Genomic DNA, 12794 nt, shown 5'->3' with positions numbered 1-12794 from the left:
GCAATATGGTATTTTGAACCTAGGCTTGCTCTTCCGCTTTGCGCAACGACAACATAAACACAGTGGCAATAACCAGCAAGGCACCCAGCCAGTCGATGGCCTGAAAGGAAACACCCAACCAAGCTACGGCAATTACCGCTGCCGAAAGGGGCTCTGCCGATGTTAGCAAACTTGCTTTTTGTCCACCAATCAGTTGCACGGCTTTGAAGTACAGGTAAAAAGGAACCAAGGTGCCCAAAATTACCACGAAGGCAGTTCCGGCGTAAGTGTAAACATCCCAAATCCCATCTGGATGCCAAGGTGCCTTAATCAGCGACATGACCAAACCGCCAATAAACAAGCCCCAACCAATTACGCTCAAGGCACTGTAATGTTTTAGAAGCGGGATGGGCAATAAAGTATAGATGGCCAAGCTAATAGCTGATGCCATGCCGAGTGCAAATGCCAATGGCGAAATGTTGAGCGTATGGATGTTGCCATGGGTAACCAGCAGGAACGTGCCCAAAACAGCCAACAGAATGGCCGAATAATCCAATGGCCTGAGGCGCTTGCCTCGCCAAAGCGCAAAATAGAGGGCAATAAATACCGGGCCTGAAAACTGAAGGATGGTTGCCGTTGCCGCATTCGACTGTTTAATGGCCGCAAAATAGGTATACTGAACGGTGAGCATTCCGAAAATGCCAAAAAACAAAAGTTTTTTCCGGCTGGACGGGTTTTGCCAGATCTGGCTAATGTCTTTATTGCCACGTAACAAGGCGATCAACAACAATAAAGTACCGGCACCTAGCATCCGTACCGACATCAGCCACTCTACGCTGATATGGCGCTGCTGAAACAAAAACTGTCCGCAGGTACCTGATACGCCCCATAAAGTTGCCGCAATAACGGCCATGATTACTCCTTTTGTGTGTTGATTTTTGCTCATTTCCTTAATCTGATGCAAAAATAACTTGAAGTGTTTGCAATTTTTGCTTAATTTGAAGCTTGTTTTGCAATTTTATTTCATTTCTGTTTCAATATGCAAGCTTTAGATGCCTTAGATTATAAAATACTGGAAGTCCTTCAGGTCAATAACATGACTTCGCAACGCGATATTGGCGACCAAATTGGGCTCTCGGCTCCGGCTGTACAGCGAAGGATTGTGCGTTTGCGCGAGATGGGAGCTATTCGTGCAGATATCGCTGTGCTCAATCCCGAGTATCTAGGCTCGCCCATTACCATTGTGGTGCAGGTTGAAATGGAAGCCGATAAGGTTGCCCTCATCAATAAAACCAAGGAAAAATTTAAGCAAACGCCACAGGTACAGCAATGCTACTACGTAACCGGCGAAGTAGATTTCATACTGATTATCTTGGTGCATACCATGAAGGAATACGAAATGCTTACGCACGAACTTTTTTTCAATAATCCGAACGTCAAGCGCTTCAAATCTTCTATCAGCATGGATATGGTTAAGGTGGGCCTTACGGTACCTATTCCTTAAAAAAAGCCACAGCTTAACAGATTTAAAACGTTATGCTTTCATGCTAATCTGCCAGTATGTGACTGATCTAACACTATTTCTTCACGTCCGGTGCGCGAAGAACTTGGGTATGTATTTTGGTAATGGGATAAATATCTATGAAGTTTTGCGCACCTGGTCTATCATAAAAAAGCCACAGATTAACAGATTTTAAAGTGCTGAGCATAGCTTAATCTGTGGCTAAAAATAGAATTATTTCTTCACGCGTAGTGCACGGAGGATTCTGATATAGACTTCGGTATTCGGGTAACCGCCCATGAAATTTTGCGCACCTAGTTGATAGGTAAATACTGGTGCTGTAGCGCTAAATACGAACCATTATCATAAAAAAAGCCACAGCTTAACAGATTTTAAAGTGCTGAGCATAGCTTAATCTGTCAATCTGTGACTAAAAATAGCGCTATTTCTTCACGCGTAGTGCACGGAGGATTCTGGTATAGACTTCGGTATTCGGGTAACCGCCCATGAAATTTTGCGCACCTAGTTGATAGGTAAATACTGGTGCTGTAGCGCTAAATACGCAACCATTATCATAAAAAAAGCCACAGCTTAACAGATTTTAAAGTGCTGAGCATAGCTTAATCTGTCAATCTGTGACTAAAAATAGCGCTATTTCTTCACGCGTAGTGCACGGAGGATTCTGGTATAGATTTCGGTATTGGGGTAAACTCCCATGAAGTTTTGCGCACCTGGTCCGTAGGCAAATACCGGCACCATGATGTTGGTATGGTCGTCGGTGCTGAAATTGCCCCTTACACTGCCTTTACGATAATTGGCATCCAACAATGACAAACCTCCCGTTTCGTGGTCGGCGGTAACAATCACCAAGGTTTCGCCATCTTTATCGGCAAAGCGAAGCGCATCGCCCACCATTTTGTCAAAGTCGTGCTGTTCGGTAATGGCAAAAGGCAAATCGTTGGCATGGCCACCATGGTCAATCTGGGCACCTTCGGCCATAATGAAAAAGCCTGGTTTGTTTGCCGACAGTAGCGCGATGGTTCTGGCCAATGAAGTTTGCAACATGTCTTTCCGGCCATCGAGTACCCTGCGGGTGGCAGAATCATCAAGCAACACCAATTGCTTGCCTGGTTTGGCCGTTTTAAACTCCTCAAGGCTTTTAGACAAATGATAGCCTTTTTGCTGCAGTTTTTGCATCAAGGCCTTGTCTTTGTTTTCGGTAAAGCTTTTTCGGTTCGAGCCCACTAAAATATCAACATTGCTGTTTTCCAGATCGGCAGCAATTTCCTGCGACAGCGCGCGTTCGGGCTGGTGTGCATAAAAAGCGGCTGGCGTGGCATCGGTAATATCGCCACTGCTAATGATACCGGTTTTAATGCCAAATGTGGCCAACACATCGGGCAAAGCTTGTAGCCTCTTGCCATTGGCATCTACGCTGATGTAGCGGTTGTTGGTTTTTTGTCCGGTAGCCATGGCCGTAGCGCCTGCCGCCGAATCGGTAAAATCTGAATTAACGGCTTCGGTACGCGAAAAGCCGATGTGTTTTAGCTGGATGAGATTGGATTTGCCGAAGTTAGCGCTCAGTCCGGCTTGGATTTGGGCCAAACCCATGCCATCGCCAATCAACAGGATTACGTTTTTTACCTTGCCTTGGCTTCCGTCGCTTTTATAGCTGGGTTGGTAAGGCTGGTAAGGTTTTGGGTTGGTGTACTCCAGTTTATCGCGCCTGCTGTAAAATTCGTTCAGTTTTTCGGGATGATCCGTGCCTATCCAATCGGCGCCCATCAGCTCGAGCTCTTTCCAGCTGTTGGGATTGTCTTTGGTGCCCCAAAAACGGAACGGTTTGTTGACCAGATGTGCCTGTTTAACCAAGTCCATCAGTTTTTCCTTGTCGGCAGGAGTAGGCGTGCCTTTGCCGTTCCACTTGCTGTAGCTTCCCAAATCGTCGCTAATCATGCCTATTCTGTTGAGCTGGTCGGGCGTGTAGTTACGCGCCGGACGGCCATCAAAAAAGATGTAATCGGGATAATCCTTGAAATTGGTGGCTGGAGGCACATCGCCACTGATCAATATTTTTACCGCATTTTTGTTGCGCTGCGGGTCGAAAACATCAAGGTAAGGCTTCAATTCGGCAATCAGTTCGGTCAGTACGGCTTGATGCCCGGCTTTGATATCGATCAGCAATTGTAAATGTTGCGTGGTATCGGCATAGGGATGGCCGCCGTTCTTTTTAAAAGCCTTGACAATAGGTTCGAGGTAAAGCGTAACGAGTTCTTTGGTCGGATCGGTATCTTCTTCATTGTGTGCCACCAAGAGTTTGCCGTTTTTAAGGAAAACATCGGCTTCTACAGAACCCAGTCCGGCGTAGTAAGCCTGATAAAAAGGGAAATGCTGGTTATAATCGTTATGGCTGTGGCCAATATTTGCTGTACGCTTGGCTTGCTGCCCAAAGGCAGACAAGCTAAGCGTTAGGCAGGCAATTAATGCAATGTGCTTCATATAGGTTGAATTTACCATCCTGGGGTTTGTTTGTACAGGCCACCACTTCTGCCAATTTCGTCTGGACTAATAGGCCAAGCCATGTGTTTGTTCGGGTCGAAATGGCGGGTAGGCCATACTTCTTTGATGGTATAGGCCGAATTAGGATCGGTTTTAGACGCGTGGATACGACCATGCAAAGGCGCATTGATTTTATCGAAATCGCCCCATCTTTTCAGGTCGGCCAGGCGGTCGGTCCATTCGCAGGCCAATTCAACACGGCGCTCGTGTTTGAGGTCGTTTAGCGTAGGACTAGCAATTGGCCCCAAGCCTACTCTTGCACGCACCTCGCTTAGCGGAGCCGAGGCATCGCCGCTACGGCCCAATTTGATCAAGGCTTCGGCTTTGAACAAGAGGATTTCGGCATAACGCATTAAAGGCAGGTTGAGCGTGGTGGTTGGATAATCGCCACTTGGGTTAACGTTTGGATTGCTGCCGGCACTGCCGCTGCCATAAGAATAAGGCTCCATGTATTTGTTGATTTGGAAGCCTGATAAGCTATTGGTCGAATAATAAGAACGTTCGTTGCCAAAATAGGTAAACTTATCGCCAAACTTCAGGATGGTTACCTCGCGGCGCGGATCGGTGGCTTCGTACTCGTCATAAAGCTCCTCGGTTGGCTGAAAATAGCCCCAGCCATTGTAAACGCCCCAGCCGGTATTTTCTAAAACTACGCCCGGAAATTCAGAACCTCCCTGGTTGCTCGAGGTTACCGACCAAATGTATTCGGAACTCCAGTTGTTGGCAATGGTAAATACCGCGCGATAGTTGTCTTTGCCGTTGCCCTTGTTGTTGATGAGCGAGCGGTTGCCTTCGTTTTTGATTTTGTCGCAAAGGTCTGGAATCAAAGCCCATTTGGAGGCATCGTATTGCGCCCAATACGCGTAGGTTTTTACCATGTAAGCCCAGGCAGCCACCTTGTGCGCGCGACCACGGTCTGCAGCGCCATAACTTTCAAAAAGTGGCAATAAGTCGGCGGCCTTTTGCAAATCGCTGATTACCTGTGCGTAGTTGTCGGTTACCGACGGTAGCTGTGGCGGCATGCGTTTTTCGAACTCTGGGTTTTCGGGTTTGTCAAAAGGAACACCCTGGTTTTTGTGGCCCCACAAATAAGCAATCCAGAAATGGGCAAATCCCCTGATAAAATAGGCTTCGCCCATGGCGCGGTTGCGCACGGCATCGCTTACGTTGGTGGCTTTAGGCGCATTGGCAATAACCTGGTTGGCTTTGTTCAGCATCCAGTATAAATCGTTCCAGCCACCGGTTAAATAGCCTTCGCGACCGGTTGGAATAAAGTTTTTGATGTTTTCGCCATCGGCTTTTACGCGGCCAACAATCAAATCGTCGCTGGCATTCTGTACCCAGAAAAGGTCCCTTCCCCAGGTCGATTCGTAGCGCATTGGCACATAAAGGGCGGCGGTTGCTTTCTTTACGTCGTCGTCGCTTTGCCAGAAATAGGCTGTTGTAGGCGTACCGTTGGGTTTGGTATCAACCCAGTCTTTTTTGCAGCTACCCAATACCATTAAAAGGAGCAGCATGGCTATATAATTGATCTTGAATTTCATGATTGATCTTGAATTAGAATTTAACATTAACGCCTATCGAATACACCCTCGACACCGGGAATTGGCCACCGTCGAAACCAATGCCCCCAACCTCAGGGTCCATGCCCGAATATTTGGTAAAGGTTAAGGGGTTCTCGCCGCTTACGTAAACACGGATGCCCGAGTTCCACGACATTTTTTTGAAAGTATAGCCCAGCAATACATTTTTTACCCTCAGGTAATTGCCGCTTTCCAAGAACCAGTCTGAAGGCTGCTGGAAGTTTTTGTTCGGATCATCGACCCTCAGCAAGGGAATGTTAGAGCCTGGGTTTTGTGGCGACCAGGCATCGAGGATTTTGTTCCAGCGGTTATAGCCTTGTTCGGCCGCATTCAGTGTAGATTCTTTAAAGGCATGGAACAGTTTTACGCCTCCAACACCCTGAAAGAAAATGCTCAAATCAAAATTTTTGTAGGCAAAATTGGTGGTAAAGCCGTAGGTAAACTTAGGCAATGCACTGCCCATGTACACGCGGTCGTCGTCGTTGATTTTGCCATCGTTGTTGTAATCCACGAATTTTAAATCGCCGGCTTTGGCATTGGGTTGTATGCGTTGGCCATCTTTGGTGTAGGCGGCAGCTTCGGCATCGGTTTGGAAGATACCGGCAGTTTTAATGAGCCAGAAAGAATAAATCGGCTGACCAACGGTAGCTCTGTAAGGGCTCAATACGCCTCTCCAGCTATCGCCATCTGTCCACACCGATTTCGGGTTTTCGTCTATGTATTTGATCTTGTTTTTCAGGGTTCCGATATTGCCACCTACCTCATAGCTCAATTCGCCAATTTTGTCTTTCCACGAGGCCGAAAACTCGAAGCCCTTGTTGCTGATTTGACCTTGGTTGATGAAAGGTTTGCCCAAACCAAAGGTGTTTGGCCATTTGTTGTCTTGTTGCTTAATCAGGTCGTAGGTTAATTTATCAAAATAATCAGCCGTAATGTTCAACCTCGATTTCAGCAAGCTGAGGTCTAAGCCGATATCGGTTTGTCTGGAAGTTTCCCAGCTCAGGTCGTAGTTGATTGGGCTGTCGGTGTACATGGCCGGAGTTTGCGGTGCACCGTTGCCTATCTGGTAGGTAATGTTGCTGCTTAGGCGGGCATAGCCATAGTAAAGCGGCAGTGCGCCCAGGTTGCCGATTTTACCCCAACTGGCCCTGAATTTTAACAGGTCGATGCCCTTAACGTTGAAGAAAGGCTCCGAGCTTAATTTCCAGGCTGCGGTAATACCAGGTAAACCTTTACCCCGGCGCCCGGCAGGCAAACGTCCGGCAATGTCATAACGGTAACTTCCGGTTACAAAATAGCGATCGGCCCAGCTGTACGATAAACGGCCTACGTAAGAGTTGTTGCGGTCTTTCCAATCGTCGTCGGTTGGGCGGTCTACGCCATATTGAGCGGCGTTGTCGAAATATTGGGCCCATGGCGATTCGTTTTCAAAACCTTGTGCCCTTACGCCAAAGCTGCGCGCACCGTTTTCTTGCGAGGTCATAGAGGCCATGGCGCTAACGGCGTGCTTGCCAAACTGGCGGCTATAGTTGAGGGTGTTTTCCCAAATCCATTGGTAGCCCTTATTGGTCGAATAAGAAAGGTAGTTTTGGGCAATCGGCTTGCCGGGTTCGGTTCTCAAAGGTTCAAAGCTTTTCCAGAAGTTGTTGTTCTGCCTGTAAGAAAACCTCGACACAAAGCTCAATCCCTTAATCACGTCGGTTACATTCAGTTCGCTTACCGACTGCAGGTCGCTGCTTTTGTTGTACGGATTATTTCTGAGCAGGAGCGATACCGGATTGATGGCGTCGCCGTGGATACCCAGGTAGGCCGAGCCTCTTGGCCCAACGCCACCAAAAGAACCATCAGGATAATAAACAGTGGCCGCGCTTGGCATGTAAATGGCCGAAAGAATGGTGCCGCTATAGCCGCTAGAGGTAGAAGTACCCCTGTTGTCGTTGTTGTTCCAAAATACGTTTTCGCTAAACTTAACGTGTTTGTTAAACTGGTAGCTGGCATTGTAGCGGAGCGAAATATTTTGGCTGTAGGTGTTCAGCAAGGTGCCTTCTTCGCGTTCGTAGCGACCTTGCAGCAAGGATTTGAAATCGTCGGTACCGCCATTGATGCTGATGTTGTGGCGTTGGATAAGACCGGTGCGGAAAATTTCGTCCACCCAATCGGTACGGGTCGTGGCGATGTAGGGATTTTTAGCTACGTTCCATCCGTCGATAATGTCTTTGCCCGAATTGGCATAAGCGGTTTTCATCACTTGGATCTGCTCTTCGGCGGTTAGGGCTTTAGGCAATCTCCAAGCGGTTTTGGCGCCGGTAAATCCGGCATATTCGATTTGGGTTTTCCCTTTGCTGGCTTGTCTGGTCGTGATTAAAATAACCCCTGCAGATCCGGCAAAGGCACCATAAATGGCCGCAGAAGCCGCATCTTTCAATACCGTAACCGATTCTACATCGGCAGGGTTAAAAGGCGCATTGGGCACGCCATCAACCACATATAATGGACTTTCGCCGTTTCTAGAACCGATACCCCTGATGGTAACTGCCGGGGTTGAATTGGGATGGCCACCGTTGCTTACTACGGTTACGCCGGGTACTTTGCCCTGGATCATGCTTTGTACGCTCAATATCGGGCGTTCTTTGGCCTGGCTGATATCGGGTACGGTAGCCACCGCGGCCGAAAGGTCTTGTTTTTTGACGGCACCGTAGCCAATTACGACCACCTGGTTCAGGTCGTTCAGCTCGGCTTTAAGCGTAATGGATAGGTTTTGGCCGTTGCCTACGCTGATTTCCTGTGTTATAAAACCGGTGTAAGAAACCTGAAGAACGGCCTCGTTGCTGATGTTGCTCAGGCTAAATTCGCCATCGGCATCTGTAATAACGGTAATGTTGCGGCCTTTTACCCGAATGGAAGCACCCGGTAAAGGCAGGCCTTTTTCATCCACCACTTTTCCCTTGATATCTAAAAATGCAAGTCTAACGGTTTCAGGTTTGATGCCCTTTTTGGTGATGATGATGGTTTTGTCGGCAATCGTAAAATCAAAAGGCTGATCTTTAAAACTCTGCTGCAAAGCCTCAGCTACCGAAGCGTTTACGAGTTCGAGATTTACAGGTTTGGCTTTTTTCAGTTCGTTGTATTTGTAAAAAAGAAAATAACCGCTTTGTTTCTCGATGTTGGTCAGCACCTTTTCAAGTGGCATGTTTCGGCCCGAAAGGCTGATGCTTTGCGAGCGGACTTCGGCCGCGCTGAGCTGCAGGCACGTTAGCACAATGAATAACGCAGTTAGTTTCATGGCAAGAAACAGTTTAAATGGTAACCATGGCTTTTTAAATGCCATTTTTCCATAAGGATTTAAATACATATTTTTGAATGTTTGGGTAATGATAGATTGATCTGTAAATGAGGTTTATTGTCCCAGGCTCCCATTGGGAATAAAACCGGAGGTGTTGCAGCACTTTCGGTTTTTTATTTGGACTTTGCTGCGCAGTAGCTATGTTTTCATGCGTTCCAATTTTTAAGGTGAGTTTTTGTTGAATTAGTTATATACAATGATTTTTCGTTCTTCTACCTTGAAATTCAGCTTGCTGAGGCGCAGGATGTTCAACACGCCCGAAACATTGGCGCTTCGCTTGATTTTGCCTACATACTCGTCGTCGGGCAGGTTGCCTTGGTAAACCACCTCTATATCGTACCACCTCGAAATCTGGCGCATTACCGATTGGATGTTCTGCTTGTCGAACTTGAAAAAGCCGTTTTTCCAGGCTACGGCCATTTCGGTGTCGGCTTCTTGGATGGCAACAAACTGGCCCGATGGCATAAAAACTGCCTGCTGACCGGGCTTAAGCAGTCTTGTCTTGTGATCGGCCGAAGCCGCTATTCTTACGCTTCCCTCCAATAAAGTGGTTTTGATTTGGCCTTCGTCGGCATAGGCATTGATGTTGAAATGGGTACCCAATACCTCTACTTCCTGACCGGCGGTAGAAACGATAAAAGGCAGGTGTTCTTTGGCTACCTCAAAATAAACCTCGCCAGTAGTTTCAACACGGCGTTCTTTTCCGGTAAAGGCCGTTGGAAAGCTGATGGACGATGCGGCGTTGAGCCAAACCCGCGAACCGTCGGGCAAGGTGAGCTGGAACTGTCCGCCACGAGGGGTGGTAATGGTGTTGTAGGCTACTGTCGTAGTGGCTCCGCTGTCAAGCCATTGGTAAATCAGCTTTTCGTCCTTTTCGTTTTTAAGGGCTATGCTTTGCCCATTTGCCAAGGTTAGGATAGCTTTGTTGCTGCCTGGGGCAATATCGTAGGTTTTAGAAATTTGGGTGGTTTTGCTAAAGCTTTCGTGCTTTGGTAGTTGGGTTAGCAGCAGATAACTTCCAACCAAAATCAAAAATGCAACAGCGGCAATGCTGCGGTAGTTCCGTAGCCAAAAGGACTTTTGCTGTAGCGTTATTTTTTGGTCGAGGCCGGCTCTGATGTTTTGCTTTAACGCTTCTTTTGCTGCAGCATCTAGTTTTTCGAGGCCATCGTCGCTATGCTCAAATAAATGATAATAGGCCTCCAAAAATTCTTCTTCGGCTGGCGATGTTTGCCCGGCGCGGTATTTTTTAAGGAGGCGGAGCAATTCCTCTTTTTCGATGTTCATTTAATGGACGGCTTTTATATCTATGACCGCCGAACTCGAAAAAGTCCCATGAAAATTTTATTTTTTTTTAAAAGTACATCCAGGCCATGCAAATGAGGATAGCCAAGAGCGATTCGCGCAGCTGGTTGATGCTTTTGCCCAACTGGTTCTGTACCGTTTTGCGCGATATACCAAGCGCCTGGGCAATTTCGCTCGTGCTCTGTTCTTGGTCGTAGCGCATTTTAAAAATGGTCTGTTGCGCCGTGGTCAGGCTGCCGATCATTTTCTGGTAAGCTTCAAAAAGCTCCCGGTACAATATTTCGGTATCGGCTTGTTGTGCCGAAGTTCTGCATTCGAGCATGACCTCGCTTGCCGGGGTATATTTCTGTTCTTTTTCGAGCAGTTTGAATACGCTGTTTCTGGTAGCCACCTGCAGGTAGGCTGGCAGATTGGCAACCTGCAGGTTTTGCCTGGCATTCCAAAGCTTCAAAAAGATGTCTTGCGTAATGTCTTTGGCCTGTTCGGTGTTTTGGAGGCGTTTGTAGGCACTGGTATAAACAAAGTCCCAGTATTTATCGTACAGCGCATCGAAAGCTTTATCGTTACCGTTTTGCAGTTCCAACAGGATGGACTGATCATCGTAAGTAGATAAATAGATAGACATGAAGCTCTGGTGCTAAGTATTGTAATCCCCAACAAAGGAAGCCGGTAACTATTAAGCCAAGGTTATCCAACTATTATTTTTGAGCAAAGGCCTTGGCTTTTGAAGAATTGGTGCTGCCAAATGCACATCAAGGGAAATAATTACAACTCTTCGGGAAATCTGGCCATTCCCTGGCCTTGGTTTTAGCGGCACCTTTGTGTTGTTCAATCATTCACAACACTTTAAAAAATAAAACAATGAAAAATCTAAATGTAAAAAATGTAGTATTGGTTCATGGCGCATTTGCCGATGGTTCTGGCTTTAAAGCACTTTACAACGAATTAACCCAAAAAGGATACAATGTTGCTGTTGTACAAAATCCTCTAACTTCGCTCGAAGACGATGTTTTGGCTACCCATGTGGCTTTGGATCGAATTGGTGGCCCTGCCATTCTTGCCGGACACTCTTGGGGCGGTGCTGTAATTACCGAAGCAGGCAACCACCCCAATGTAGCTGCGCTGGTTTATATCGCTGCTTTTCAGCCCGACAATGGCGAATCGGCCTTGCAATGGTTGCAAACTGCGCCACCTGCTGCCGAAAATGGTGTACTTCCTCCAGATGAAAAAGGGATTGTATATTATGACAAAGACAAATACCATGCAGGCTTTTGTGCCGATATTGATGCCAATGAGGCCGAATTTATGTATGCTTCGCAAGGCGCATTCTATGCCAAAGGCTTTGTAAGCCCGATTACCGACGCCGCCTGGAGGCACAAACCTGCCTATGGCTTGGTGGCTACTGAAGATAAAAGCATTAACCCCGATATTCAAAGAAACATGTATAGCCGTTCAAACACCAAGGTAACCGAAGTTAAAGGCAGTCATGTGATCTTTATGTCGCAGCCAGCCATTGTTGCTAATGTCATTATCGAAGCCGCCGAAAATGCATCGCTAGCTTAATCGGGGTTGTTCTTAGTCGAACCGTATGCTGATACCGGCATGCGGTTTTTGCTGTTGGGCATTAGCGGTCGTTGGGTTCGATATGGATGAGGATATACCCCAGTTCGGGAATAGCCGCCAATAGGGCATCTTGCAGGCGGTGGGCAATTTCGTGGCCTTCCCTTACCGTAATGTTGCCATCAACAACGGCATGCAAATCAACATGGTATTGCATACCCGCCTTGCGCACATAGCATTTTTCGGTATCGAGCACGCCATTTACCGTTAAGGAAACCTTTCTGATGTCGAGCACCAAATCGTCGTATAAATGCTCGTCCATGATTTCGCCTAAAGCCGGCCTGAAAATTTTGTAGCTGTTGTAAAGAATAAAAGCGGCTGCAAAAAGTGCGGCAATATCGTCGGCGGCTTCGTAGCCTTTTCCCAATATCAACGCAATCGATATGCCAATAAATGCTGCTACAGAAGTAATGGCATCGCTGCGGTGGTGCCAGGCATCGGCCTTTAACGATGAGCTGTTGGTTTCGATGGCCTTTTTCATCACTTTCCTGAAAGAGATTTCTTTCCAAATGATAAGCGCGCCCAATAAAAACAAAGTCCACGATTTGGGTAGGGCATGGGGTGTGCCGATGTTCTGGATGCTCTCGTAGGCAATAATGGTAGCAGAAGTAATCAGGAAGCCTACCACCAAAAAGGTAACCAGTGGTTCGGCCCTGCCATGGCCATAAGGATGGTTTTCGTCGGCAGGCCTGCTGGCATATTTAAGTCCGAATAAAACAAGGCACGACGAAAATATATCGGCGGTCGATTCTATCGCATCGGCTATTAAGGCATAAGAGTTGCCAAAAACACCGGCAATTCCTTTGATAAAGGCCAATACTGTATTGCTTGCAATGCTAAAATAGGTGGTACGTACCGCGGCTTGCTGATTGGTCATGGCGCTGGGGGTTTGTGGATGAGCAAT

Annotated in this window: 9 protein-coding genes; 2 read left to right on the top strand and 7 right to left on the bottom strand. The window is 47.2% G+C overall.

All coding sequences use genetic code 11. The features are described from left to right. Positions 1–19 precede the first annotated feature (19 nt). The gene (locus VRU48_RS12000; protein ID WP_330108154.1) at positions 20–925 is read right to left on the bottom strand and encodes a DMT family transporter; all 906 of its coding nucleotides are present in this window, start codon (positions 923–925) and stop codon (positions 20–22) included. Between the two features lie 93 nt (positions 926–1018). On the opposite strand from VRU48_RS12000, the gene VRU48_RS11995 reads away from it, so the two are divergent. After that, a complete protein-coding gene (locus VRU48_RS11995) occupies positions 1019–1483 on the top strand; it encodes an Lrp/AsnC family transcriptional regulator (RefSeq protein ID WP_330108153.1) in 465 nt (154 codons plus the stop codon). 648 nt (positions 1484–2131) lie between these two features. Here VRU48_RS11995 and VRU48_RS11990 read toward each other — a convergent pair. The 5 genes from VRU48_RS11990 to VRU48_RS11970 form a co-directional block, all read right to left on the bottom strand. Beyond that, entirely contained in the window at positions 2132–3979 is a 1848-nt protein-coding gene (locus VRU48_RS11990) for an alkaline phosphatase (protein ID WP_330108152.1), read from the bottom strand. 11 nt (positions 3980–3990) lie between these two features. Beyond that, positions 3991–5583 (bottom strand): RagB/SusD family nutrient uptake outer membrane protein, encoded by a 1593-nt coding sequence (locus tag VRU48_RS11985; RefSeq protein WP_330108151.1) that lies wholly within the window; start codon positions 5581–5583, stop codon positions 3991–3993. A 13-nt stretch (positions 5584–5596) separates the two neighbouring features. Beyond that, positions 5597–8905: a TonB-dependent receptor gene (locus VRU48_RS11980; protein ID WP_330108150.1), complete on the bottom strand. Its 3309-nt coding sequence runs from the start codon at positions 8903–8905 to the stop codon at positions 5597–5599. Positions 8906–9148: 243 nt separating this feature from the next. After that, on the bottom strand, positions 9149–10252 hold the full coding sequence (locus VRU48_RS11975) for a FecR family protein (RefSeq protein ID WP_330108149.1): 1104 nt from the start codon (positions 10250–10252) through the stop codon (positions 9149–9151). 67 nt (positions 10253–10319) lie between these two features. Beyond that, positions 10320–10895: an RNA polymerase sigma factor gene (locus VRU48_RS11970; RefSeq protein ID WP_330108148.1), complete on the bottom strand. Its 576-nt coding sequence runs from the start codon at positions 10893–10895 to the stop codon at positions 10320–10322. A 236-nt stretch (positions 10896–11131) separates the two neighbouring features. Between VRU48_RS11970 and VRU48_RS11965 the strand changes: the two genes are divergently transcribed. Beyond that, complete coding sequence (locus tag VRU48_RS11965) at positions 11132–11833, top strand: alpha/beta hydrolase (protein ID WP_330108147.1); 702 nt, start codon at positions 11132–11134, stop codon at positions 11831–11833. A gap of 61 nt (positions 11834–11894) precedes the next feature. Here VRU48_RS11965 and VRU48_RS11960 read toward each other — a convergent pair whose 3' ends face one another. Further along, positions 11895–12767 carry a cation diffusion facilitator family transporter gene (locus VRU48_RS11960; RefSeq protein ID WP_330108146.1) on the bottom strand — a complete coding sequence of 291 codons (873 nt, stop codon included), beginning with the start codon at positions 12765–12767 and terminating at the stop codon, positions 11895–11897. Positions 12768–12794 lie beyond the last annotated feature (27 nt).

Origin of the sequence: Pedobacter albus, assembly GCF_036324255.1 — a bacterium.
GTDB classification, from domain to species: Bacteria; Bacteroidota; Bacteroidia; order Sphingobacteriales; family Sphingobacteriaceae; genus Pedobacter; species Pedobacter albus.
This window is presented reverse-complemented; position numbering and strand designations above follow the sequence as displayed.